The sequence below is a fragment of the Kroppenstedtia sanguinis genome, from assembly GCF_050433445.1.
Lineage (GTDB): Bacteria > Bacillota > Bacilli > Thermoactinomycetales > DSM-45169 > Kroppenstedtia > Kroppenstedtia sanguinis.
Genome location: NZ_JBNPXF010000008.1, coordinates 47,938 through 74,475 on the forward strand (window position 1 = coordinate 47,938; position 26,538 = coordinate 74,475).

A 26,538-nucleotide genomic window follows, 5' to 3' on the forward strand; every position below is an offset into this window, starting at 1 on the left:
AACGATGGGGATTAAAAGAGGCGGTCAATTGAAGCCGGAGGGATACATGCAAGAGACGATCCGTCTGCGGGAGGCAGGACGGCATAAGGAGGCGAAGGAACGGCTGTTAATGTTGACGGAAAGGGACCCGGACAACGCCTCATTCCAGTTCCAATGTACCTCGGTTCATGATTTTCTCGGTTTAGAGCGGGAAGCTGTCCTTTTTTACGAGCAAGCTCTGCGTCTGGATCTCTGTGACCCACGGCGGGTAGCTCTGTTGGGACTGGGCTCCACCTACCGCTGTCTTGGCGAATATGAACGAGCAGCGATAATCCTGGAACAGGGGGTTCGTCAATTTCCAGAAGACCGGGCTTTGCAAGTGTTTTGAGCTATGGCTCTGTATAATCGGAACCGCCACCAGGAAGCGATGGAGATCTTACTCCGTCTGTTGGTGGACACCGCCGGGGATGAATCGATCCGTTTCTATCTGGACCAACTGGACACCACCTGGGAGTCGAAAGGAGCATGCAACTTGGATGTGGCATTGGTTACCGGAGCCTCCTCTGGGATTGGGGAAGCTTTCGCCCGACTCCTCGCGCAAAAGGATTACCATGTGATTCTGGTCGCCCGACGGAAAGAACGGCTTCAGCAGTTAGCAGCAGCCATCCAGTCCGAAGGCGGATCCGCAGAGGTGTTGGTGGCGGACTTATTGACACAGGAGGGGCTACACCGGGTTTGTACCCGAATCCATCATGACCGGGTGGATCTCTTAATCAACAACGCTGGCGTCGGCCTCTACGGGCCCGTCACCGAAACTGATGTAACCCAAGAGCGGGAGATGATCCGACTCCATGTGGAGGTACCCGTCACCCTTCTGCGTGCAATCCTGCCCCAGTTGAAAAGCCGAAGAAGCGGTGGGATCATCCAGGTGGGATCCACCTCTTCCTTTCTCCCCACTCCTTATATGACCGCTTACGGAGCGGCCAAAGCTTTTCTGCTCCATTACGGTGAGGCCCTGGCGGCAGAATTGAGAGGGTCCGGTGTCACTGTGACCACCCTTTGTCCCGGTAGTACCTATAGCGAATTTGCCCAGCGAACCGGGATCCGTCAATCCAATCAACTACCTGCGGAGCGGGTGGCTCGTCTTGGTTTTTCCGCCTGGCAAAAAGGGAAGCCCATGGTGGTCACCGGCACCCTCAGCCGTTTCTTCACCTTCCTGCCCCGCTTCTTCCCTCGCACCTGGATCACCGCCTCGGTAGCACGGGCCTTTCGCAATCGGTCGTAAGCCAGGCCATCCCCGAGCATGCTTGGAGTCCATCGAAAGATCACTCCACCCACTCACTCATCGTCCAGGCCACCCTTTGATTCTGTAGATCCACATCGATGGTGTAACTTTGTCCCTCCCGGGTCCAAGCCTCCTCCACCCGGCGGGAGAGTTCATCGAACCAAGCTCGGTCTGTATACCGATCATCAGTAATCACAAACTCGGTCTCGTCCAACATCGTGATCTGGATTACTGGGTCCCACACCAGCACTGCAATACAATCATAGGGAACCCGCACCTCTTCCCCCTCATCCAGCACCAGCCGGTTTTCCTCGATCCGGATCTCCTTAAACTGAGTCCTTCGCAACCAACGACGCCCGTTCTGGATCGGGGTGAGTCCGGATGCTTGCATCGCTGCCACCAGATCTGCTGCAGTTTTGGAATCGTAGGGAAACGTGTGAATCACCTCCTCCGTCTCCACCTGAATTTCCTCCCCCCAAGAGTCCAGCCGAAGTTGAATAACTCGAGACAGGGGGATGGTTTGGAGTCTCCGCCAGTGATAAACGCGGATCTGTCCCTCCTCCACTTTCAGATCCCGCCACCAGACGTTCATCACCACATAGAAAAAAACAGCGAATATAGCGACGGAGAGCACTCTGAGGGTGAGATCCAATATGCGATCCCGCCACGGATAGGAGTGATAGACCCCATCAGAAAAAGAGAGGATCAGCCCTTTTCCCTCCACTCGGGTCACATCCACTGTCCCTCCAGTTTCAATCTCCTTAATCAGTTGGGAGCGATCCAAAGGGAAGTATGGAACCTTAAATCTTCCTTCCCGAGCGATCACTTCCTCATCCATCACCCCGAGGGGATGGATCTCCTCCTGCACCGGAGGGCCCAGATTCTTCTGGATATCTACCGTTCCCAGATACAACACACATGCGATAAGGCTCCATGTAAACAGGAAGTAGGCGAAGGGATTTCTTTTCCCCCAATGCACCCTCCAGATCAATAGTGCGACCGCAGGCAGGCCAGGATAAAAATAAGACTCGGCAAGCCAGAAGGGGTAATAGTCTGGAGTATCCAATAGGAGCTGGTGCAGAAACACATAACCCGTGGCGACGACGATCGGCAGTCCGAAACAGAACATCAACCAATAACCCACCCAACGTTTCACAGTCACCACCTCCGGCAGGGTTCTACTCCCAGCTATATCAGTTATCTCTGGCATGTTGATTCGCCCTATTTTAGGTAGGAAAACGTCGGCATGGTGGGACGGTGAAGAGTCTTTGCGCTCTTTGCAAAAGATCGTAGCCGTCCCATCATGCCCGTCCCCTCAAGGGATAATTTGTGATGGGAGGCAATGGGAAGAGCGAAAGGGTCGTTTTCGTTCCCATCATCCACTTGATGATTCATCAACAGCCCTGGTTACCTATATTTTATTTTATTATTTTAATTTTTCAAGATATACTGCCGACATTTTTCTATTTACAGGAAAGTTTCATAGTTTAAATCTTCCTTTTCTTTTTGTCGAAAATAAATTTTTCACTAGCGAATCCTCAGGGATCAGGGGATCTTTTGGCGGAAAATGAATCTCGAGGCACAAAAAAAGGTGCCGTACGGCACCAGTCACAGCTGCGATAGCCATTTCGGGATGGCGATCCCGTCGAGCACCCACCAAAGCAAAAAAGGAGCGATCGCCAAAAGCGGGGAGATACCCAATCCTGGCAACAGATAGAAAAACAGACCCAAGGAAAGAAACAGGAGCCCGATCACCCCCATCGCAAAACCGGAATTCTGTCTTCCAAGATAAAATCGGTGTCCTCCCAACACCCCGAGAAGCAACCAGAGGGCATAGGCAGTGATCCACCTCTCCCGCGGACTCTTATCGGGAATTTCAGTTGGGGTCTCTTTTGGCCTAGAATGATTCTTCTTCACCTTGATCCACATCCTATACTTCACTGCTGATGATCAGCGTGCCTCAACAGGACAGGTGAGCTTCTGTCCCGCACCGGGTCTCACTTCGTCTCTACCGGTTTGCCGTCGGTAGTTTCCACAACAAATTTCTTGTCATCCAGATCGCCCTTCTTCAGTGAGATATACTCATGGGCAGGCTTGTCATCATCCTCTTCTTCCAGCTTCACCACGATTTTCACGACATCGGGTTTGACCACCTGCAGTTTTTTAACCTTCAGAGAGTATTTATCATACTTGGGAGAGGAGGCCTGAACCAGCAACATATCATTCGATTCCCAACTGTTGTTGTCCAGCTCACCAGGGTGCTTTTCTTCATTGTAAAGCCAGATCCCGCCATGTTCCTCTGGATCAGGCGCACCCATGAACCAGTTGATGTGCTGGAACTCCACTTCCTCAAAGGTCTCACTGGGTTCCACCGCATCGACCTTTTCTTCTTTTGGTTTCTTCTCCTTTTCTTCTTTGTCATCCACAAGCAACCCACAACCTGAAGAGAAGACCCACAAAACAGAAAAAACAAGTAAAATTGCAAAGCGCTTCATGCCCGACATACCTCCAATGGTTCGTTGGGTGATGTACATTCCCCGGTTGGAGAACTTTTCGGGACAGGAGTCAGCACCTTCTCCCGAAGGTTTCGTCCAAAGCCTTGTCCATTCCACTTGTTGAATTATAGCACAAAAACCCACGGGAATTCCCGTGGGTAGACAGATCTTTGATGAGTGTTTACACTACAAAGCGTTCCGCTTCCAGCACCCGCTTGGCAATGGCCCGCTTCAATTTCACTTCGTTAATCGGCTCAAAACGGATCAACTTTTTCAAAATCGACACCTGGGTCCGCAAGACGTCCCCTTCTTCCATGGAAGTAAGACTGTGCTTCGCCTTCTGCTCCACCCGTGGGAAAGCCTCATACACATAGGCGGCGGTCAGGTCGATCTTGGCTTGGGCTTGATCGACTCCTCCTTTTTCCAACGCCTTTTTGGCCCGCAGATAAGCGCTCTCCATGGCAAAAATTTCAATGGCGATATCTGCTATGTCCCGTAGGATCTCCTGCTCCTTCTCCAGCTCCGTCTGGTATTTCTCCACAGCCAGACCGGCAACCATCAGGAAGATTTTCTTGGCATTTTCGATCATTTTTGCTTCTTCCTCCAGCGGAGCCGGTTCTTCTTCCGAGAGGGTGGGCATCAGCATCATCAGCTCTTCCTGAAGAGCAGCGGCTTTCTCCATGAAGGGGAGTTCCCCTTTCATAGTTTTCCGCATCAGGGTGGAGGGGATCAAGAAGCGGTTGATTTCGTTGGTCCCTTCAAAAATCCGGTTAATACGGGCGTCACGGTACATGTTCTCAATTTCATACTCCTGCATAAACCCGTAACCACCGTGGATCTGGACCCCTTCATCCACCACATAGTCTAACACTTCGGAGCCGAAGATTTTGGCCACGGAACATTCCAGGGCATATTCGGCGATCGCCTTGGCAGCTTCAGCCCCTTCCGCTTGTTCCAGATGGGACAGACCCTTTTCCAAGAATCCGGCCAGACGGTAGATCACGCTTTCCAGAGCGTAGGTCTTGGCGGACATGGTGGCCAACTTTTCTTGAATCAGCGGGAATTGGGCGATCGGGGTTTTAAACTGCTTCCGCTCATTGGCGTACTTGGCGGAAATCTCGATCGCACGCTTGGAAGAACCGACACAACCGACTCCTAGCTTGTAACGTCCGATATTCAAAATGTTGAAAGCGATCCGATGCCCTTTGCCCACTTCACCTAACACATTTTCCACGGGTACCTGAGCATCTTCCAAGATCAAAGTCCGGGTAGAGGAACCTTTGATCCCCATCTTCTTCTCTTCCGGTCCTGTGGAGACACCCGGGAATTCCTTCTCGACGATGAAAGCGCTGAATTTCTCCCCATCCACTTTGGCATAGACCACAAAGATGTCGGCAAAAGCGGAGTTGGTGATCCACTGCTTTTCACCGTTCAGAATATAATGCTTGCCGTCATCGGAAAGTTTGGCCACGGTTTTGGCACCGAGGGCATCGGAACCTGAACCCGGTTCCGTCAGAGCGTAGGCGGCAAACTTCTCACCGGAGGCCAACGGAGGCAGATATTTTTTCTTCTGTTCATCATTGCCGAAGAAGACGATCGGCAGAGTTCCGATCCCGACATGGGCCCCGTGACTGAGTCCGAAGGAACGGGCGGGTGCGATTTTTTCGGTAATCAAGGTGGAGCTGACTTTATCCAGACCTAGACCACCATAGTTCTCCGGTACATCCGCCCCCAAAAGACCCAATTCCCCAGCCTGTTTCAAGAGGCGAACCGAGTGATCGAAGTTGTGATTCTCGATCTCATCCAGGACAGGCAAGACATTCTCCATGGCAAAGTCTTCAGTGGTTTTGGCAATCATCTTATGCTCTTCACTGAATTCTTCCGGGGTGTAAACATCCTCGAGGCTGTGCTCCTCTAGGAGGTAGCTGCCTCCTTTGGTGATGGTTTTTTCCGCCATCTCCGATTCCTCCTAACAAAGTATGTGATAGGCCGGTCAGGGGACCTGAGTTCACGGGCCCCGCCTTCCCCGCACTTTCTGTTTACGGGTAGTTTAGTTCACCATTTCAAATACACCCGCTGCACCCATGCCACCACCGATACACATGGTGACCAAGCCGTACTTCCCGTTACGACGTTTCAGTTCGTTCAGGATACTGACCGTCAGCTTGGCACCCGAGCATCCCAAGGGGTGACCTAAAGCGATCGCCCCACCGTTGACATTGACGATGTCGGGGTTCATTTCCAGGTGGCGCATCACTTGGATGGATTGGGAAGCGAAAGCCTCATTCAATTCGATCAGATCGATTTGGTCCAGTGTGAGACCCGCTTTCTCCAGCGCCTTCGGCACAGCGACGATCGGACCGATCCCCATCACATCGGGATCGACGCCACCGACGCAGAAGGAGCGGAAAACTGCGATGGGCTGGATTCCCAAGGATTCTGCTTTTTCTCGGGACATGACGATCACTCCAGCGGCACCGTCGCTGGTCTGGGAGGAATTCCCGGCCGTGACGGATCCACCGACGCGGAAAGCGGGTCTCAGCTTGCCCAACACGTCCAGGGAAGTATCCCGACGCGGCCCCTCATCAGTGTCAAAGACAAACTCTTCTTCATGAAGCTGATGATCGGGGCCCACCACACGATTTTTCACCGTCACAGGAACGATCTCATCCTTGAATCGCCCCTCGTCAATGGCTTGGATCGCCCGTTGATGGCTCCGCAGGGCAAAGGCATCTTGATCCTCCCGGGAAACTCCGTAACGGCTAGCCACTTCTTCCGCCGTGTGTCCCATGGACATATAGATTTCCGGTGCATGGTCCATCAGGTGGGGGTTGGGAGCCGGTTTGTACCCCCCCATGGGCACCACGCTCATGCTCTCCACACCACCGGCGATGAGGGTGTCGGCAAAACCGGTCATGATATGTTGAGCGGCGATGGCAATCGACTGCAATCCCGAGGAGCAAAACCGATTGACGGTGAGGCCCGCTGCGGTGTTGGGAAGTCCCGCCCGAGTAGCGATCACCCGCGCCACGTTCATACCCTGTTCCCCTTCGGGGAAGGAGCAACCCATGATCACGTCTTCCACTTCCTGCGGGTCCAACTGCGGCACCCGCTTCATCAGATCCTGAACTACCCACGCACCCAGATCATCGGGGCGTGTATCCTTCAACGAGCCACGGTTCGCCTTCCCCACAGCGGTCCGCGCCGCGGCAACGATGACTGCTTCGCGCATACTCCTCTCCTCCTTCACAAGGTTGGGTGCCCCTGAAAGCATGGTGATCGTCGGAAGCGAGAAAGGGTTTCCAGGAAGAACTCGCTTTCATATCATCGATCCTTCATGTGAAACCCCGTTTCTCCCTCTGATCACAACACTTCTTCGGCCCATCAATTTCTGAGGGGCTTGTTCTTGGTCAGCATGTGCATCATCCGTTGTTGGGACTTGGGTTCGCCCGCTAGACTGAGGAACGCTTCCCGCTCGATGTCCAGGAGGTATTGCTCATCCACCAAGGTTCCTTCCGGCACTGTACCACCGGCCAGGACATAGGCCAATTTGGTCGCAATCTTGTAGTCATGCTCACTGATATAACCGGACTGGAACATTCCGTAGGCACCCAGGCGCAAGGTGTTGTAGCCCGTCTCCCCCACTACCGGAATCTGCTTCGGTTGCGGCGGGCGGTAACCCGTAGCATCTAGGGCGAGCACCTGCTGCTTGGCATCATAGAGAAGGTGATCCCCGTTCATGGTGATCCCGTCTTCCCTGCGCAGGAACTTGTAATCCCGAGCCTCCACAGCACTGGTGGATACCTTAGCCATGGCGATTGTCTCAAACACATGGTTGACCAGTGGCTGCAAGGCGATGCGATCCTTGGGATCCACACCATCCATCCAGCGCAGGAGCAACTCTTTGTTACCGCCACCGCCGGGGATCAGACCGACACCGGTTTCCACCAACCCCATGTACAGCTCAGAAGACGCCTGGATCCGGTCACAGGGGAGGGAGACTTCTACCCCACCGCCGAGTGCCATGTTGAAGGGAGCAGACACCACCGGCTTATCCAAGTAACGCAAAGATCCCATCGTGGTCTGAAACTGCCGGACCATCAGGTCCAACTCCGGCCAGTTTTGATCTTGGGCCTCCATCAGGATCAGCATCAAGTTGGCTCCGACACAAAAAGTGCTTCCTTGGTTGCCGATCACTAAACCGCGGTAGTTCTCCGATACTTCCTTCGTCGCCGTGTGGATCATCTGAATGATATCTGTCGCAATCGCGTTTTTCGGCGAGTGAAACTCCAGCAACGCCACATCATCCCCGATATCGATCAGACTGGCACCTTTGTTGCCTTTGATCAACTTTCCCTGTTCTTTCAATTTGGCCAGATTGATCACTTGGGGGTGTTCTTCCACTGGAGTAAACTGACCTCCGAGATGGAACACCCGGTCTTCTTCTGGGCTTTTCTCATAGAAGGTCTTAGCACCTGAGGCGAGCAACTCCTCCACCAACGGTGGAATGGTCTCCCCTTCTTCTTTCATGCGGGCCACCGATTTTTCCACACCAATCGCATCCCAGAACTCAAAGGGACCCAGATCCCAGTTGAAGCCCCAGCGCATCGCTCGATCAACACTGACGATATCGTCGGCGATTTCAGGGATGCGTTCCGCCGAATAGAGCAATACTTTTTTGGAAATATACCAGGCCAGGCGCCCCGCTGGATCATCGGCATAGACCAGCGCCCGCAGTTGCTCTTTCACCGTTTTGGCCCGTTTGGACAGTTCCAGAGAGGGCGCTTTCAACTTTTTGCGTGGACGGTATTCCTTGGTTTCGGGGTCCAAGACCAGGATCTCTTTCCCTTTTTCCGTCTTCACCCGCTTGAAGAAACCCTGGCCGCTCTTGGCGCCAAGCCAGCCCTGGCTTACCATCTCTTTGAGCAATTCAGGTACTTCAAAAGCCTTCTTCTCTTCCGCATCTGTCACATTTTCACGCACATTGTCAGAAACGTGGACAAAGGTATCCAGACCGACCAGATCCAAAGTGCGGAAAGTGGCACTCTTCGGCCGCTTCATCGCCCGTCCGGTCACTGTGTCTACCTCATCGGGACCCAGTCCCTCTGCCAGCATCTTCTGGAAAGTAACCTGCAGACCATAGACACCGATCCGGTTGGCGATGAAGTTGGGAGTATCCTTGGCCATCACCACACCTTTACCCAACACGGACTCAGCAAACGCTTTCATTCCACGGATAATCGCCGTATCCGTCGCCTCTGTCGGGATGATTTCTAACAGCTTCATATAGCGCGGTGGATTGAAAAAGTGAGTACCGAGGAAGTGGGAGCGGAATTCCTCGGAACGGCCCGCCACCATCTCCCGGATGGAGATCCCAGAGGTATTAGAACTGACGATGATTCCCGGTTTCCAAACTTTTTCCACATTGGCAAACAGGCTTTGTTTGATGTTGAGATTCTCTACAATCGCTTCAATCACCCAGTCGACTTCCCCCAGTTTTTGAAGGTCGTCCTCCAGGTTGCCCGTTTCGATGAGATCAGCCACTTTTTTGTGGAAGAGCGGGCTCGGTTTTTCTTTAAACAACCGATCTTTTCCCATTTGGGCGATCCGGTTGCGCACCACCCGATCTTCCAGGGTGAGTCCCTTCGCCTTCTCTTTCTCCGTCAACTCTTTGGGTACGATGTCCAGAAGGACCGTACGAATCCCCGCATTGGCCAAGTGCCCCGCAATAGCGGCACCCATGACACCGGCGCCGATCACGGTCGCTTTCTTGATTCTCGTCAAGAGTCCTCCTCCTCTCAGTTGGACCCCATGATCCGTCCAGGGGTTGAATGAACAATCATTCATTATGTGGCTAGAAAAAAACCTCTCCATTCAGATTGGACAGGTGGCGTCCGACGGCACTCTGATTTCAACTTTTCCGCCGACAGGCTCGTTAAGCCCAAAGTTGGAAGGGAATAGCCTTCAGTTCTTATTATTGACCCGATGAGCTTCGGAGTCAAGAGTTTATCGTCAATTTTTTCGATTTGCAAGAAAGCGGGAAAACAGAGAAAAGCGGGCACAACGATGCCCGCTCGCCTCCTTATTTGTAAAAATTGGCGTTGATCTGGATATACTCCTTCTCTTTTTCCGGAACCATTTCTTCTTCAAAAATGGCTTCCACTGGGCAAACCGGTTCACACGCCCCACATTCAATACAGGTATCCGGATCGATGTAATACATCACGTCATCCCCATCGATGCAGTCCACCGGGCAAACTTCCACACATTCAGCCGCTTTTTCGTCCTTACAAGCAGAAGTGATCACAAAGGCCAAAATAGATTGCCTCCTTTTCCTGATTCAAGGTAGTCGGTTACTATTTGTAATGTTCCGTTCTCCCCGAGGCGAGGGGATTGTAGCGGATCATCGATGCCTACTGGCAGACGAAGTTACTCACCTTGTTATTCCCCACTGACTCTCGATCTTAACCCGTTTTTTGTCTGGGTTCCTGTTCCTTCCCCACTGACTCTGGACGCCATTGCATCAGAACTAGAGAAGAGAGGAGCAGTCCGGCTCCGACCCATCCGGCAAGGGTTAAGCGCTCACCGAGAAAAACGAGAGCCAGCAAGGCCGCGGTCAAAGGTTCCAACAAGGCCACCACTGCTGCCCGGGTCGCCGTCGACCGGCGCAAACCGTGCATATAAAAGAGATAGGCGACAGCTGTAGGGATGACACCTAAATAACAGAGGAGCAACCATGCCTCCTTCGAAGGCTCCGGCAACCGGATCACTGGTGACAACAGCAACGCCCCCAGACTGAAGGCTACCGCCAACACTCGGAAAGGGGGAGCATCCGCCAGCAGATGCTTTCCTACTAAAGTATAACCTCCATAACATAACGCCGCAAATAAAGCGAGGGCATTGCCAGTCATCAGACGAGAATCTGTCAGCCCTGCCAGGCCTTCCGCTCCGAGCAGAAGCACCGTTCCCGCCAGCCCCACCGCCAAAGCGACGAGAGTGGAAATACTCAGCTGTTCCTTCAACAGAGCCCGGGCCAGGATGGCCACCACCAGGGGAGCTGTACAAACCGTCAGCATCGTGGCTGTGGATACCAGTGTTCGATCCACAGCGGAAAAATAACCTACCTGGTAGCCGGCCACAGCGAGTCCGAACACCCACATCCATCCCCACTTCCACCAACTCTTCACCGGGGCCTGCTGGCTCCTGCTTTCCCAGATCGCCGCCAGGATAAGTACAGGGGCGCTGATCGCCAGACGCCAAGCACCAATCACCAGCGGATCCATCCCATGGCGTGTGATCAGCACCTTTCCCGCCAGTCCCGCCGTCCCCCACAGAAACGCTCCCAGACCGATCCATCCCAAACCATGTCGCATCCCGATCCCTCCTTCATGATCCGGACGGGATGCGCGAATCCTCCAGCTAAGTTTTGAGGTCTCGCCCCGTCCGTTTTCAGCCTCCGTATCCTTTGGTCCGGATTCGGCAGGGCGGGGGAAGCACATTTTTCAGAAGCATCTCCGCTCACCTCCTTTGCCAGGAGCGTAAATCTTTCCAATTCAGTTCCAATTGTACCAAAGTTCAGATCTCGGCGCGAGAAGGGACATCTTCTTCTCTTCAAGTTGAAAAAGCCGCGTCCAGCCCTTTTCCGGGATATGTACGAACATACTTATTTGCCATTTAATAAAATCCACTGTATCAAAAAATCTCTCTTCAAACCAACCATGGAATCCTCTCCCTTATTGTATAAATAGATTAGCCGCAAATCAGGCTTTGCGCCTTCCTGCGGCTGTAGAAGGGAGTAAAATTTCTTCTTTCTGTCACCGATCAGCGGCTCTTTCTTTAGAAGTGCGGCAGGGTCGGGGGTTCTTTTGATCTCCTCAATGGCTCTGTTAATGGCTGCAAGTGCTGCTTCAGGATAGATGGCTTCTTTTTGGATATGAAGGAGGTCAAAGCGAAAACCTCCCCTATGAAAGGTCGGTTTTTACTCTCACGCCGATTGGTCCCGACGGATGAAGTGGAGCCAGCCGCCGATTCCGGCGACAAGAAAGCCGATCCCAACGACCATAACCAAGGTTTCTGTGTGAACATCCAGGTAGCCATTCCCCGTCGGCATCATCGCCAGCATCGGTTGCGCCCAGGGGTAAAAAGGGCCCAATTCCTTCGATTGAACGGCTAAAATCGTCGGCAGAGACAGCGCAATGTTGATCGCCAGGGGAACCCCGAAGCTCCTCCATAAAAAGGAGACCCACAACTGTAGAGCCGCCAGAGGTAGCACCGCCACCCAGCCGGCAAAAGCACTTTTGAGCAGAACTCCCCAGGAAACAGTGTCCTGGAGATCGTTCCACCAGATGCCCATCCTATAGAAAATAAGTAGCATCACTTGGCTGGCAGCGGCAAATCCCGCTAGCAGAAAAGCCTTGGCCAGATACACCTGGGTACGGGAGACCGGCTGAACCAACAGATGCTTCCACCCGCCGCCCACATGTTCATAACGGCAGATCAGGGCGGCAAACACCCCGGTCAAGACAGGATAAAACATCCAACCATATTGCTGAACGGTCATGGAGTACATCCATAACCACTGATCCGCCCCGGAAGGATTCATCTCCAGGGATTGACTTCCAGCCCAAACGGCCAGGAAGGGTCCCGGCAACAGCAGAATCCACAGCAACCACTTTTGAAGTTTCAACCACTCTCCAGTAAGCAAGCGAAGCAGCTCTTTCATCCGGCCTCCACCTCCCGACGGGAAAAATGCAGCCCGCCCAGGATCAGGAGGAGAATACCCACTCCGATCCCCGCCGGTACCCAAACCGCCGGGTCGTTCCCCTCCTGGGCAATCTGGGCCGGAAGCGAATTCCCCGGATACGCCCAGGGCATCCAGGCCGGAAGCATCCTGTTAAACAAGGAGCCGACCACGCCGATAAATACCGGGAGCGCCTGATTGCGGATCACCACCGACAGCCACAGCTGCAACATCGCCACTGGCAACACCGCCAACACTGGATAAAGCCCGCCTTTCAAAAAGGAGCCCCAGGGGATCTCCTTCCCCAATTCAAACCAGATCCACAACAAAGCAAAGGCCGGCACCATTAAGATCCCTGCAAGCAGCAACCAACCGGTCATTTGAATCCCTTTGCCCAGATAGATCCGAAAACGGGACAGAGGCAAGGTCAAGAGATGTTTCCAGGCGGAAGCTTGATGTTCCACCCCCACCATCAAGGAAGCCAGTAACGTCGACCCCAGGAGCAATGCCAGAGGAAGTAAAGCAGAAACCTCCTTCACCAAGATCACCCAACTATCAAGTGGTTGCTCTAGGAGATAGTCCCGGCGCAATCCGAAATCCACCATCATCGACAGGAGGATCCCCGCCGGACCCAGTAAAATCAACACCGGTAACCAGGTACGCTTCATCTTCAATTTTTCCGCGGCAAGAATCCGGAACATCAGAGGCTCTCCCCCTTCCCGGTCAATCCGAGGAACAACTCCTCCAAGGAAGGTTTCACTTCTTCCACCCGGTAGACGGAAAACCGATCCATCACCAGACTTTCCACCACCCGGGATGTCGCCTCCCGGTTCATTCCTTCGATCCAAAGATCCCCCTCTTCTACGGAAACCTGCCACCCCTGTTCCCGTAAGAAACGCTGGGCCTCTGCCGGATCCCCCACACCGAAGCGAACACGGGGCCGACTTTGTTTCTGAAGTTCTGCGATCGGCCCCTGAAAGATCAGTTCCCCTTGTTGGATGATCCCCACCTGTGTGGCCATCTGTTCCACTTCACTCAACAAGTGACTGGAGACCAACACCGAGACATCCTGCAGGCGGGGCAGCTCGACGATAAACTCCCGGATCTCCTGGATGCCGGCGGGGTCCAGTCCGTTGGTAGGCTCATCGAGGATCAAAAGATCCGGCTTCCCGAGGAGGGCTGAGGCGATTCCCAACCGTTGTTTCATCCCGAGGGAGTATTGTTTCACCTTTTTATCCGCTGCCTTGCGTAGACGCACCCGCTCCAGCACCTCATCGATTCGCCGCTTGGGCGCTCCCAGGAGTCGCCGGGTCACCTCGAGATTCTCCCGTCCCGTAAGATGGCCGTAGTAAGAGGGGGATTCCACCAGAGCCCCCACCCGACGCAGGATCTGTTTGCGGTTCTTCGCCAGAGGTTGACCAAACATTTCAACCTCTCCCGAGGTAGGACGGATCAGCCCCAGGAGCATTCGGATCGTTGTCGTTTTTCCTGCTCCATTAGGGCCGAGAAAACCGTACACTTCTCCTCGCCCCACCTTCAGATTGAGTCGGTTCACCACCGCCTGCGCCCCGTAGCGGCGGGTCAAATGGACCGTTTGCACCAATGTTTCCGACATTCTTTCCACCTCCTTCACCATCGTAGCGGGTAAAGGTGAAAGCTTCCGAAACACTACCTGAACGGTACCTTAACTTTTCGGGGGCAGGCGGATCTCCACCTGGGTGCCAGATCCCGGTTGACTCTCCACTTGGATCTCTCCTCCATGGGCTTCCACCAATTGCTTGGCAATGGCCATTCCCAGCCCCGTCCCTTGTTCCTGACCGGTGGAGGTGCCTCTGTAGTATCTGTCAAAGAGGCGGGCAACGCCTTCCTCATCCATCCCTAGCCCATCATCTTCCACACGGAACAACAGTCCGGCGTAAGTACATTCCTCTTGCTCTCCTCGAATCTGTAACGCGAGACGGATTCGGGTCCCCGGCGGGTTGTGGATAGCCGCATTGGCGATCAGATTATCCAACGCCCGCTTAAACCATGCCCCGTCCAGTGGATAGGTTACTCTCTCTTCAGGAACATCCAATTGGATTTCACAGTTCTCAAATCGGGGATCATTGGCCAGATCGATTGCGGACCGCCGGAGCAACTCCGCTACATTCACAGGCCGGAGTTGGAGTGGCAATGCCTCGTTTTTCAAACGGAAAGTCAGGCTCAAATCCTCTAACAATTGTTCCATATAATCCGATTTTTCCTGAATATATCCAGCGAATTGCCGCACTTCCGCCTCTGTCCATTGAAACCGGTCAGTTGCCAACAGGTCAGCGTACCCTTTGATACTGGAGAGAGGCGTCTTCAAATCATGGGATACCCCGGTGATCCACTCCTCCTGTGACTGTTCCAGGCGAGCCCGGGCTTCCTCGGTCTGTTTCAGGGATCCGGTCAAGGAATCCAGGGACTGGATCACCTCACGGTATACCCGGTAGGGCCTGTGTAGCTTCCCCTCCCCGGATCGGCTGACGGGACGCCCCCGTTTATCCTTCGGCTCCTGCAACTTCCCGTGGGACAGGTTTTTGAGCCAGTTCATCATATGGAGAATCGGAGAGCCCAACCGGCGACCGAAGAGGAAGGCGATGACCACCGTCATCAGCGCCCAGAGAAGAAAATAAATAAGTACCATCCGGTCGTAGGACTCCGGTTGCGACTCATCCGCCACAACCGGTTCAGCGAGCAACCAAGTCCAGTCCCGTCCGTCCCGCCGGTCATGCCAGTAATGAAAGCTATACTCTGATCTTCCCCGCTGTGACAAAACCTCAATCACTTCTCCCGCCGTCAGTCGGTCCGGTTGAGAGGCGGGACGGCGATAAGACCCCACTTCCCTTCCCCTCTCATCCAGCACCTGCAACCAGCCGCCGTTTCTGCGAACCTCCTTCTGGATCGGATCCGGAAGCTGGATCCGATTTCTCCGAATCACCGCAGACTCCGCCACCCGTATGAGGAGAGAATTCCTCTCCATTCCCAAGATCCAGGTCAACTTCTTTCCCTTCACACTACCGTACCAGGTGTGGAGATCCGGGTGGGAGGTCACAGTCTCCTTCATAGTGCTGGGGGAGTATCGCCGGGGAATTACCTTCGGGACACCCCGGCGATACACCTCCTCCCCTTTGTCATCCAAGATCTGCAGCCAGGCCGGCAGACGCTCCAGCTCCCGGATGCCTTCATCGGACAACCGGACCTGTTCTCCCTCCACCACCGTCGCTTTCTTCATATTTCGCAGCACATCCCCGATATAGGGGTTTTTCCCACCGGGAACATTAATCCCAAGATAAGTGGTGATCACCAGGAGGTAGAGAAAAAACATCCCTCCAAATAAAAGAAAGAGCCACAGCAGGAAACGCCAGGTCAGCCGGGCTTTAAGCGTCACGATGACGCCCCCTGTCCGTCGGGAGCAGTTTGTACCCCAAGCCTCTCACCGTGACCAAGTAGTGGGGAGTGGCTGGATTCGGCTCGATTTTCTCCCGCAGTCTACGGACGTGAACCATGACTGTGTTATCCTCTCCCAAACTCTCTTCTCCCCAGACCTGCTCATACAGCTGGGCTTTGCTGAAGATTCGATTGGGATGACGACAGAGAAAGGACAGCAGTTGAAGCTCCCTCGCCGGGCAAGGAATCACAGTCCCTTCCACAGTCAGTTGTCCCGCTCCCTCATCGACACGAAATCTTCCCCAATCATGGATCCGCGTTTCCACCTGAAACGGTTGTCCCGCCAATTGCTGACGGCGGAGCTGAGCTTTGACCCGGGCAGCCACCTCCAAGGGGTTGAAAGGTTTGGTAATATAATCGTCCCCCCCAATTCCCAGTCCCATCAGCTTGTCCAGATCGTTGGAACGGGCGGTTAAAAACAAGATCGGCACTGTGGTGAAGGAGCGCAGCCGACGACATACTTCAAAACCCTCCAAATCCGGAAGCATCACATCGAGTAAAACCAGATCCGGATTCCTTTCCCGGGCCAGACGGACGCCTTCCTCCCCGGTACGAGCGGTTAGGATCTTTTGAAATCCTTCCTTGCGCAATGTCACCTCCAGCATTTCCAGAAGGGAGGGCTCATCATCCACGAGTAAAAGAACAGCCATTTTACATCTCTCCGTTCCCATTCTATCGATTGGAATCAGTTCCAAACAAAAATAACCGCTGGCGAGAGCCGGCGGTCCCAGACAGAAGAAAAGTTGAAAAAGCAACCCCATCTCCCTTCATTCCATCTTAGCAGATGGTTCACCCTTATGCCTCCCGCACCACGGTGACGATTTTCCCATCTCTAGCCACCTCGGTCTCGGGAAACAGAGCCCGGGCCTCCTCAGCCAGAGATTCCCCCTCTGCCAAAGCATACCGGGAACTGATATGGGTGAGAATCAATCGCCTTGCTTGGGCAGCACAAGCGGTTTCCGCTGCCTGAAGCGTGGTGGAATGAAAATGTTCTCGGGCCAAGTCTTCCCGATCCTTTCCATAGGTGGCTTCATGGACGAGAAGATCCACATCCTGGGCCAACTTCACCGCTGCTGCAGTAGGACGGGTATCTCCCAGGATCGCCAACCGCCGCCCTCGCTTCGGAGCATCGAGATAATCCTTCCCATCTAGGGTCCGTCCATCCGATAACCGGACCTTTTTTCCTTCCTTCAGCTGACGATAGTGAGGGCCTGGCGCCACCCCCTCCCGCTTCAACAGGTCGCTACGCAAAGTCCCCGGACGCTCGGGCTCTTCGATCCGGTATCCGTAACAGGGGATCCCATGCTCCAGTTGGGCCACCTGAATCCGGACGCCATCGCAGATGAATTCCGATCCATCCTCCACTTCCTGAAATGTATAAGGATAGCGAAGATGTGTTCCGCTCACCTGCAAAGCCTTTTCCAGAAAGGCCTCCAACCCCAGCGGACCATAAATGGTGAGAGGGCGTTCGTCTTCCTGAAAGGAACGGGTTCCCAGCAGACCAGGCAGACCAAAAATATGATCTCCATGCAAATGCGTGATGAACAGCCGGCTCACCCGGGTCAGTTTGACTGTGGTGGAGAGAATCTGATGCTGGGTCCCCTCTCCGCAATCAAACAGCCAAGTGTCCCCGCTCCCCTCTGACCAGCGGAGAGCGATGGCCGACACATTCCGTTCCTTGGAAGGCGTCCCCGCTCCGGTTCCCAGGAAAATCAACTCCATCGATTTTTTCACCTCCTGCTCCAACCCCCAACACCCATCCAGGAAGGAAGTGGAATCAATCCCGTCGGGATGGAGTTTCACCACATTACCTTGAGTCTCTCCTCTTCCTATCTCAAGGCTTCAAACCATCGAGATTGAGTGCCTGAGTAAAATTGATATACCTATGGTATGCAAGGTTGCTTACCGCTTATTTTTCGGTTCATCCACAGCCTTGGCCCTGCCTCTTCTCATTTTTGTGCCATCGGATATTGGATCCCTTTCCATCCGTAGACTTGGATCAGCTGAAAAGTAGCATAAACGCCCTCTTTGTCTCTCCACATTCGATCGTATCGTTGCAAAACCTCCCGGATCATCCCCTTTTCCTGCACTGGGGAGACGGAATGTTCTCGGATCCGTGCTGCTCCCGCGCCCATGCTCCGCACTGCTGTCAGGAGATCCTTGGCAGAGGAGTGGGGAAGCCGTTGCCAACACTGCAAGAATCGGGGAGAGGAGATTCCCGCCTGTTCCAGTCGTCGGATCCATTCCCGTTCAGAATGAAAGGCACCCACCTGTCGGGAAGGGGGAAGCCCCATCTCCTTTTCAACGGCATCATAGATCCAAGCCAACTCCTGAAGTGTATCCGGACCAAAAGCAGAAAGAATCAGAAAACCACCGGGCCGAAGGGCATCTACCAGTCGTTGCAAAGTGATTTCCGGGTTTTGCAACCAATGGATGACAGCATTGGCAGCAATCAAATCATAGCATTCCTCACCCAGAGGATCTTCTTCTACATCTCCCACCCAATAACGGACCGGACTGCCTGTCCGCTCCATGGCAGTCGCCGCCATCTTGGGGGACAGGTCCATCCCAACCAGGCCTGTATCGGGGAAATATTCCGAGAGCAACTGGGTTAAATAGCCGGTTCCACACCCTACCTCCAGTATGCTCCTTGCTTCCACCCTGTTTTCTTCCAGCGTCTGTATGATCCGGTGGGCCATCCGTTGCTGAACCACAGCGTGCCTGTCGTATACTTCGGCCTGCCGGTTAAAAGTCAGAGCAATTCTTTTTTTCTCCAATCTCATTTCCAAAGGGCTCCTTCACTCGATCCTACGGAGCGAAGATCCGACACCGATCCCGATCAATGGCGTCTGACCGGTTGGGTTTCCCTCCGCTTCATCGATGATAGGTTCCTTTTCATCCTATCATATCGTTCAGCAAAAACGTTGTAAAAAATCCCTTTCTAGAAGTGTTGTGAACCCCTGCGTTTGCAGAGGGTCGGGATGGGGTTTTACATGTCGTTTTCGTGGTTCTATCGATCCAAAATCATTCCATGTGCAAGGGCCCAGGTACTGGGGATTACAGGACTGTTGATGAACCATCAAGTGGATGATGGGAAGAGCGAAACGATCCTTTCGCTCCTCCCATTGCCCCCATCGTAAAATATGGCTTGAGGGGACGAGGATGGTGGGACGGCTACGATCTCTTGCAAAGAACGCATAGCGAGACCCGGGAGCGGAAAGCGACCCTGGCGAGACTTGTGCCCTATGGGTGCAAAGGCTCTTCACCGCCCCACATCCCGACTTATTTCCTGTCTAAAATATGGCTAATCAACACGCCTGTGGGGATTACGTTTTTTCTCTCTTAGTAGAAATGATTTGAACATGTCGTCCTGGGTCAGCACCCACACTATTTTTTCACAAAAAAAATATGCCCCTTTTCAGGAGCACTTCCCTTCTCTCTCAATTGGGATCGCTGAGGATGATATGCATGGACTTAGCTGCCTGGATGCGTTGCCCATTCAATGTGATTTCAACATCTTGTGGCGCACCGATGGTAATCCAAAGCTCTGTCTTGGCGCCCTGTTCCAATTTGAAGGAATAACCTTCCCCGGATTGCAGAGTGAAATCTTTCAGGTAGCTGCCCTCAACCGCTTCTTTCTGATCCCGGATCTGAATCCAGCTGGAATCCTGGGCTTTAAACTGTAAGTCTACTGCAGCCGGTTCACTCAACTTATACTCGGAAAAACCGGCTCCCTGATTCACCGAAACCACCTGTGCCGACGACGAATTGTTGTTATTATCTGTTGAGGCGACATTGGTTTGGCCCTCTCCAGATGGCTGCGGTTTCTCTTGCACCTGTTCCTCTTCGTTCAGACTATTATAGGCCAGGACCGCGGTCATCGGAACCAGGACAATGGCTGCAAACACCGCAATACGAGCTGCCCAGGTTTTTGGGAGCTTAGCCACCCATTTGCCTACGCCCTTCGCCTTCGGTGAAATATCGATGGCTTTTCGTGCAGCGGTTCGTGACAAGTGCCCTTCCCCATCTTCCACCGGCGGTTGATAAGGAACTAGTGCACCGGTAGATCGTGAAGGCAAACCGCCGACAGGTTCGGGATATAGTTCCGATCCGGTATCCTCGGCGTAGGGGGATTCGGACATTCCTTCGATGGAATTTGCCGCAGTGTGACGCCCACTCCGTCTCAAAGGCCTCGGATTCCTGAAATCGGTTGAATCCGAACGGGTCCCCCACTCTCTATCGCCTACACCGGATTCCCCCACCGGGGTGGTACCGAAATCATTTCCCCCTGGAGCACCGGCAGGATATTCGGTATCAGAATCAGATGAAGGAACCTGAGTTTGTCCCCCCCGGTGAGAACCGGTATGACGGAGTGCAGGAAGTTGGCAAGTGACTTCTGTGTTTTTTCCCATCCGACTTCTGCCAGAATGGAGCCCTCCCTGCTGTGGATCAACAGACTCCTCGATCCCGGAATCCGAGAGCGAGGGAAGAGCCTTAGAGTGACGGGTCCGGTAAGGGTCATATTCCTCCTGATGACCATGACTAGAGGATGGTGCCGGAAGATTTGTGCTAGTGCCCATCGGTTCGGAATTTCGCCGATGGATCATTGTATTTTGAAAGTCTTGGGAACCTCCCCCCACAGGGTTCCAAGAGCCTGTCATCTGATTCATGGTCGCGGTGGAATCCAGTCCATTCCCATTCTCGCTGTTGTCACCCTCTGGAATCGGGCGATATCTCTTCAACAAATAGGTCGGTTCCAGACCCACGATTTTGGCATAGGCCCGAATATGAGACCGGACAAAGAAGGGACTGGAAATCTTATTAAAATCACCATTTTCCAATGCCCTCAGACTGACGATGTCTATCTTAGTTTGGTCCCTGATCTCATCCAGAGACAGACCGGCCTGCTCCCGGGCTTGTCTCAGCTGGTATCCGATCTCCTCCCACACAGAGACCACCTCCCGCATTTTTTCACAATCCGCTTGCTTAAGACTTTTCACGGCTAACCCGTTTACATCCTGTATAAATCGCGAGGTAATTATATAGGACTTTTGTGTTATCATTTAAGTCTGCTAGAGTATAAAACAAATCACTTGGACATTCAAGTCTATCTCTGGTGAGGAGGAACCGCCTTGAACTGGTTAAAACGCCTAGGTGCGAACATTTATTTCATCATCATCATAGGGCTCGCCCTGTTGTTACTCCTATTGGGGGGAGTGAAAGTGTTCGGAGGATAACGCCCGTAGTTTTGGCAGCGTCCCCCGCCAGTTGATCCCGCTTGTCCGAAGAGATTGTCTTCTATACTATAACACTTTGAATTCAACAAGGCACGAACATGGGAGAAGAACTGTTCATTGAGAGTAAAAAAAGTTTTTTATTTACTACCTTTAGTCGATAAATCGCAAACAAAACCAGTTGACAATCCACCAGGTTCCTTAATACGGAAGGAGGGAACCCTGATGCCCGCCGATGCTCCACCTTGATCAACACAATCTGGTAGTATTCGTCCACCAGCACGATTCTGGACACCAGCCCCTCCACTTCTGTCTCTCTTATAAAGTGGTTCTAAATAGTCTCCTGGTAACAAATTTGTTGAAATCGATGGCCCCAGAGCTGTTGATGAACCATAAAGTGGTTGAAGGGACGAAACAATCCTTTCGCTCTTCCCATTGCCCCTCATCGTAAAATCTCTTGAGGGGACGGAGATGGTGGGACGGATACGATCTCTTACAGAGAGCGCAAAGGCTCTTCACCGTCCTACTCCTACCTAAATTAGGGCTAATCAACACGCCTGCGATGGCCCCTCCTTTCTGCGTTATTCTCAGGATCCCGTTCTCCAGCGGTAGGGCTCCACCCGCCCTCTATAAAAAAACCCCCGAAATCCGGGGGGAGAAAAAATCAACGTACGCGAGTCGCCTTGACAAAGCCTTGATCCAACCAGGGGGTGCTCAATTTGTCGTAGCGTACACCACCAGGGCCCCAAGTGTGGAGCACTTTTCCATTTCCGGCGTAGATGGCCACGTGGCCGATTTGAGACTTGCCTCGCAATTTAAAGAAGAGCAAATCTCCTTTTTGCAATTGGTTACGAGGAACGTCCACGCCGACCTTGGATTGAGATCGGGACGAACGGGGAAGGTCGATACCATTCTGTTTAAAAACATGTTGGGTAAATGCTGAACAATCGAACTTGCCTTCCTTGGCATAATTGGCTCCCAATCGATACGGGGTTCCCATGAATTTTTCACCGGTAGCAATGATCTTGTCCCCAAAACTGCTATTCTGTTCCTCTTGAACAGGTTGCTGCGCATCGGGCGAAGGATTGGAAGGTTGGTTAGGTTGTGAAGATTCCGGCTTTGACGCCTCGGGTTTTTTAGCTTGGACCGATTTGACGAAGTTGTATTTGATACCTACCTGTTTGAAGATACTTTGGACGTCTGCCGAAGCGGCATGGGCTTGTCCCGCCGCAGGGGCCGCCGTTCCCAGCAGAAGAAACGCTGTTGACGTGAGCACCACTTTTTTCAATATTTTAGTGTTCCGCATCAAATCCTCCTTTGTTTAGCTGGTTTTTTCAAACTCAGGGACATACTAACACAGGATTCGGGTGATCTTGATTGTCAGATTTATGTAATTCAGCCTGATCAAAGGGATTGACTCCCGTTGACCGTCTCTAACGATTCTCCCCGAATCCCCAGAATATCAGGCCTTACCCCGCCCTACTCTTCCAAATATATCAGTGATTTTATGGCAATAAATAACTTTAAGACCATAATAAAGCATACTTGCATCCGCCTTCTTTTCAATATAATGGTCACACATGACGATAATCTGATGTCTTCGGTTGAAATGGCTTGTTTTTTGCATTATAGTTCGGAAAAGGAGCTTACATAATAAGATGAAACTGGCTCTGGGAGGATCCGGGAAGCTGCGAAGATGAACTCTTATCCCTTTTCATGAATCTCTTCTGTTTCCACCGGATCGGAAAAACACAGTTCACCCAAAGGAAAGAAGGGATACCGTGACACAACGTATCGCTGGAGTGGGAGCCGCTCCTGGACTGGCTATCGGACAGGCGGTCCGGTGGCGCAAAGAACAGCCCCGGATGGAATCCCGAAAGGTAGAGAATCCGGAACAGGAAGTCGCCCGCTTAGAGGAAGAAGTTTTTCAGGCCAAGGAACAACTTACCCGCCTGCGGGAAACCACCCGGGAGCGGATGGGAGACGAAGAAGCAGAGATCTTTGATGCCCATCTGGCATTTCTCGATGACCCAGCTTATATCGGCGAAATGAAGAATCGCATCCTCGACCGTAAACAAAATGCGGAATCCATCTGTCAAGAAGTAACCGAAGAGATGTCACAAATGATGGCTTCCCTACCCGATGAGTATATGCAAGCCCGGGCTGATGATATCCGGGATGTGGGGACTCGACTCCTTCTCCTGTTGTCCGGTCAGAAGCCCTTTGATCCTTCTTTGATCCAACCGGGGAGCGTCGTCATCGCCGAGGAACTAGCTCCATCGGATACTGCTCAATTCCCGCCAGGCATCGCTGCCATGGTCACTGCCCGAGGAAGCAAAACAGCCCACGCGGCGATCATGGCCCGAACCCTTGGCATTCCCGCCGTTCTCGGTCTGGGGAAAGATTTGAGCCAGATTCAAGAGGGAGAAACACTGATCGTCGATGGCGAAGAGGGGTACATTACCCTGCATCCCGATCCTGACACTTTGAAACAGACCCAGGAGCAGATCGACCAGGAGCAGCAACTCCGGGAAGCCGCTCTGCAAAAAGCGGACCAAGAAGCGGTCACCGCTGATGGGGAACAAATCCAAGTCTTTGCCAACATCGGCAGTCCGGCAGATGTGGATGGGGCTCTAAAAAACGGGGCCGAAGGCATCGGACTTTTCCGGACCGAATTTTTATATCTTGAAAATGACCATTGGCCGACAGAGGAAGAACAATATCAAGCTTATCGCCAAGTGTTGGAAGCCTTCGGGGATCGGCCCGTGGTGATCCGCACCCTAGATATCGGCGGCGACAAAGATCTGCCCTATGCTGACCTGCCGGAAGAAGAGAATCCTTTTTTGGGACACCGGGCCATCCGCTATTGTCTGTCCCAGCCGGAAATTTTCAAGACCCAGCTCCGTGCCCTCCTACGCGCCGGGGTTCATGGAAACCTTTGGATCATGTTCCCTATGGTGGAGAATCTCTCCGAGATCCGACAAGCAAAGACACTGTTAGAGGAATCTCGGAATGAATTGGAGACAGAGGGTGTCCAGACAGCGCGTAAATTGAAGACAGGCATCATGATCGAAGTGCCTGCGGCCGCTGTCATTGCCGATCTCTTGGCCAAAGAGGTGGACTTTATGAGCATCGGCACCAATGACTTGACCCAATACACCCTTGCCGCCGACCGGGGAAATGAACGAGTGGCCTCTCTGTATGACGCCGCCCACCCCGCTGTCCTCCGCCTGGTTCGCCAGACCTGCGACGCAGCCCGTCAAGAGGGGATCGTGGTTGGAATGTGCGGAGAGTTAGCCGGCGACCCCCGGATGAGTGAAATTTTGATCGGGCTCGGTTTGAACGAACTCTCCATGAGTGCTGGAACCATACCGGAAGTAAAAGAGAGGATCCGGCAGGTTCAAACCGAGGAAGCCCGCGAACTGGCAGACAAAGTCCTCGTCCAGCCCACGCCAGAGGAAGTCCGTTCCCTGGCGGAAAGAGCTTGAAGAAACTACTCACACCAAGAAACCCCCATCCGGTTACGGATGGGGGTTTCTTGGTACACAGAGAAGGGATCTGAAAGATACTTCACCCTGACTCAAAATAAATGAAGCGCCTCCAACCCGGAGGCGCTTGGATTTCAGTTGTTCAGATTACTTTTTGAACAGTCTGACTTGCGGTTCGGGTTGGGCTACCTCAATCGGCCCGTCACCACGTCGCATCACCTTTTCAAAGGCTTGCGTCGGCTTCAGCACATCCATCATGTAGCGAATCGCAACTGCCGGATCCACTCCATGACCACAAGTGTAACAATCCAGTGCGGCAAACCCTTTTTCAGGATAGGTGTGGACGGAAAGATGGCTCTCTGACAGAAGCACAAGAACCGTGGCTCCCTGTGGCTCGAAGTTCTGAGCCTGTGATGACAACACCGTGGCACCGCACTTCTCCGCAGCCACTTTCATATGCTTCTCCAGCAGAAGGGCATCGTTGAGCAGATCAAAATCGACACCCCAAGCATCCATGGCTACATGACGTCCGAAAGTGGAATATTCCATTCCTTCGGCCCCCTTCCTAGGAAATATGGTGTTCAGCCAATATTCCGCTAGGATCTGCTCATTCACCACGGGGGAAGGTTAGTCCATAGAGGTCCCAACCCTTTCAGTGAATCTTGGATCCTTCTAGCGCAATTTTGCAAGAATCAACTTACCACACTTTCCGATGGGGCGCAATCATTTTTTGCCGGTCAGGACTGTTGATAACCAGGAAAATGGATGGATGAAACTAAATCGACCTTTTGCTCTTCCCATTGCCCCCATCGTAAAATATGGCTTGAGGGGACGGGGTGGTGAGAGGGCTACGATCTCTTGCAAAGAACGCATAGCGAGACCCGGGAGCGGAAAGCGACCCTGGCGAGACTTGTGCCCTATGGGTGCAAAGACTCTTCACCTTCCCACCATCCCGACCTGTTTTCCTGCCTAAAATATAAGCTAATCAACACGCCTGTTTACCGGTATATTTTACGGGAAAGGCGCAAGAAAAAACCGCCACCGAGGTGGCGGAGAGTTCACATCCCCATGATATTGTATCCGGAGTCCACATGGATCACTTCTCCTGTGATTCCCCGAGCCATATGGCTGCCCAAAAATACGGCGGTATCCCCCACTTCGGAAGCATCGATCCCCCGGCGCAACGGAGAACGTTCTTCCACCACGTGAAGCATCGAGTTGAAATCCTTGACCCCCTTGGCGGCCAGGGTCCGGATTGGACCAGCGGATATGGCATTGACTCGGATATTATCTTGTCCCAGGTCATAAGCCAAATATTTCACGCTGGTTTCCAGAGCAGCTTTGGCGACACCCATCACATTATAGTTGGGGATGACCCGCTCAGCACCCATGTAGGTCATCGTAATGATGCTCCCGCCTTCTTTCATCAGCGGGCGAGCCGCGTTGGCTGTAGTAACCAGTGAGTAAGCACTGATATCCTGGGCCAGGGCATATCCGTCCCGAGAGGTTTCCACATAAGGGACCTCCAAATCCTCCTTCTTGGCGAAGGCAATGGCGTGAACCATGACATCCAGACCATCCCATTTCTGACCGATCGTATCAAAGAGGTGACGGACATCCTCGTCAGAGGTGACATCACAGGAGACACACAGAGAACCGGGCATCTCCTTATCCACCAAACCCTTTACCTTCTTTTCCAACCGTTCTCCCTGATAGGTGAATGCCAGCTCCGCTCCCTGTTCATGGAGCGCTTGGGCAATCGCCCAGGCGATGCTCCGCTGGTTAGCCACTCCCATGATGAGCGCCCGTTTACCTTCCATCAGTTTCATCGGGTGTTCCCCTTTCC

The 26,538-nt window shown here is 53.0% G+C and carries 22 protein-coding genes; 3 read left to right on the forward strand and 19 right to left on the reverse strand.

Annotation, left to right across the window (positions count from 1 at the left end; genetic code table 11):
• Positions 1-28 precede the first annotated feature (28 nt).
• Together JOD24_RS06705 and JOD24_RS06710 are read left to right on the forward strand one after the other, a co-directional pair.
• A complete protein-coding gene (locus JOD24_RS06705; protein ID WP_429246590.1) occupies positions 29-367 on the forward strand; it encodes a tetratricopeptide repeat protein in 339 nt (112 codons plus the stop codon).
• 3 nt (positions 368-370) lie between these two features.
• The gene (locus tag JOD24_RS06710) at positions 371-1,264 is read left to right on the forward strand and encodes an SDR family NAD(P)-dependent oxidoreductase (RefSeq protein ID WP_380165793.1); all 894 of its coding nucleotides are present in this window, start codon (positions 371-373) and stop codon (positions 1,262-1,264) included.
• A 40-nt stretch (positions 1,265-1,304) separates the two neighbouring features.
• On the opposite strand, the gene JOD24_RS06715 is transcribed toward JOD24_RS06710, so the two are convergent.
• The 17 genes from JOD24_RS06715 to JOD24_RS06795 form a co-directional block, all read right to left on the reverse strand.
• Entirely contained in the window at positions 1,305-2,420 is a 1,116-nt protein-coding gene (locus JOD24_RS06715; protein ID WP_380165791.1) for a hypothetical protein, read from the reverse strand.
• Between the two features lie 452 nt (positions 2,421-2,872).
• Positions 2,873-3,181, reverse strand: coding sequence for an NINE protein (locus JOD24_RS06720; RefSeq protein ID WP_429246591.1), 309 nt, complete (start codon positions 3,179-3,181; stop codon positions 2,873-2,875).
• Between the two features lie 80 nt (positions 3,182-3,261).
• The gene (locus JOD24_RS06725) at positions 3,262-3,759 is read right to left on the reverse strand and encodes a hypothetical protein (RefSeq protein ID WP_429246592.1); all 498 of its coding nucleotides are present in this window, start codon (positions 3,757-3,759) and stop codon (positions 3,262-3,264) included.
• Between the two features lie 181 nt (positions 3,760-3,940).
• Complete coding sequence (locus tag JOD24_RS06730; protein ID WP_429246593.1) at positions 3,941-5,716, reverse strand: acyl-CoA dehydrogenase family protein; 1,776 nt, start codon at positions 5,714-5,716, stop codon at positions 3,941-3,943.
• A gap of 93 nt (positions 5,717-5,809) precedes the next feature.
• Complete coding sequence (locus tag JOD24_RS06735) at positions 5,810-6,991, reverse strand: acetyl-CoA C-acetyltransferase (protein WP_380165784.1); 1,182 nt, start codon at positions 6,989-6,991, stop codon at positions 5,810-5,812.
• Between the two features lie 152 nt (positions 6,992-7,143).
• Positions 7,144-9,606: a 3-hydroxyacyl-CoA dehydrogenase/enoyl-CoA hydratase family protein gene (locus JOD24_RS06740; protein ID WP_429246594.1), complete on the reverse strand. Its 2,463-nt coding sequence runs from the start codon at positions 9,604-9,606 to the stop codon at positions 7,144-7,146.
• Positions 9,607-9,841: 235 nt separating this feature from the next.
• Positions 9,842-10,075, reverse strand: coding sequence for a ferredoxin family protein (locus tag JOD24_RS06745; RefSeq protein WP_380165780.1), 234 nt, complete (start codon positions 10,073-10,075; stop codon positions 9,842-9,844).
• Positions 10,076-10,223: 148 nt separating this feature from the next.
• On the reverse strand, positions 10,224-11,132 hold the full coding sequence (locus tag JOD24_RS06750; RefSeq protein WP_429246595.1) for a DMT family transporter: 909 nt from the start codon (positions 11,130-11,132) through the stop codon (positions 10,224-10,226).
• A 611-nt stretch (positions 11,133-11,743) separates the two neighbouring features.
• A complete protein-coding gene (locus tag JOD24_RS06755) occupies positions 11,744-12,481 on the reverse strand; it encodes an ABC transporter permease (RefSeq protein WP_380165776.1) in 738 nt (245 codons plus the stop codon).
• Entirely contained in the window at positions 12,478-13,200 is a 723-nt protein-coding gene (locus JOD24_RS06760) for an ABC transporter permease (RefSeq protein WP_380165774.1), read from the reverse strand. The genes JOD24_RS06755 and JOD24_RS06760 overlap by 4 nt, the downstream gene beginning before the upstream one ends.
• The gene (locus JOD24_RS06765) at positions 13,200-14,114 is read right to left on the reverse strand and encodes an ABC transporter ATP-binding protein (RefSeq protein ID WP_429246596.1); all 915 of its coding nucleotides are present in this window, start codon (positions 14,112-14,114) and stop codon (positions 13,200-13,202) included. The genes JOD24_RS06760 and JOD24_RS06765 overlap by 1 nt, the downstream gene beginning before the upstream one ends.
• A 69-nt stretch (positions 14,115-14,183) precedes the next feature.
• A complete protein-coding gene (locus JOD24_RS06770) occupies positions 14,184-15,911 on the reverse strand; it encodes a sensor histidine kinase (protein WP_429246597.1) in 1,728 nt (575 codons plus the stop codon).
• Positions 15,901-16,620, reverse strand: a complete 720-nt coding sequence (locus JOD24_RS06775) for a response regulator transcription factor (RefSeq protein WP_380165768.1) — start codon at positions 16,618-16,620, stop codon at positions 15,901-15,903. The genes JOD24_RS06770 and JOD24_RS06775 overlap by 11 nt, the downstream gene beginning before the upstream one ends.
• 145 nt (positions 16,621-16,765) lie before the next feature.
• Positions 16,766-17,692, reverse strand: a complete 927-nt coding sequence (gene rnz / locus JOD24_RS06780) for a ribonuclease Z (RefSeq protein ID WP_429246635.1) — start codon at positions 17,690-17,692, stop codon at positions 16,766-16,768.
• Positions 17,693-17,919: 227 nt separating this feature from the next.
• Positions 17,920-18,753, reverse strand: coding sequence for a methyltransferase domain-containing protein (locus tag JOD24_RS06785; RefSeq protein ID WP_429246598.1), 834 nt, complete (start codon positions 18,751-18,753; stop codon positions 17,920-17,922).
• A 657-nt stretch (positions 18,754-19,410) separates the two neighbouring features.
• Positions 19,411-20,919, reverse strand: a complete 1,509-nt coding sequence (locus JOD24_RS06790; RefSeq protein ID WP_429246599.1) for a helix-turn-helix domain-containing protein — start codon at positions 20,917-20,919, stop codon at positions 19,411-19,413.
• Between the two features lie 949 nt (positions 20,920-21,868).
• A complete protein-coding gene (locus JOD24_RS06795; RefSeq protein WP_380165762.1) occupies positions 21,869-22,510 on the reverse strand; it encodes a C40 family peptidase in 642 nt (213 codons plus the stop codon).
• A gap of 475 nt (positions 22,511-22,985) precedes the next feature.
• Here JOD24_RS06795 and ptsP point away from each other — a divergent pair, with 475 nt between their 5' ends.
• Positions 22,986-24,692, forward strand: coding sequence for a phosphoenolpyruvate--protein phosphotransferase (gene ptsP / locus JOD24_RS06800; RefSeq protein WP_380165760.1), 1,707 nt, complete (start codon positions 22,986-22,988; stop codon positions 24,690-24,692).
• A gap of 147 nt (positions 24,693-24,839) precedes the next feature.
• Here the strand turns inward: ptsP and speD are convergent, their stop codons facing one another.
• Positions 24,840-25,241, reverse strand: a complete 402-nt coding sequence (gene speD, locus JOD24_RS06805) for an adenosylmethionine decarboxylase (protein WP_380165758.1) — start codon at positions 25,239-25,241, stop codon at positions 24,840-24,842.
• A 509-nt stretch (positions 25,242-25,750) separates the two neighbouring features.
• Positions 25,751-26,521, reverse strand: coding sequence for an enoyl-ACP reductase FabI (fabI, locus tag JOD24_RS06810; RefSeq protein ID WP_380165756.1), 771 nt, complete (start codon positions 26,519-26,521; stop codon positions 25,751-25,753).
• Between the last annotated feature and the right edge of the window lie 17 nt (positions 26,522-26,538).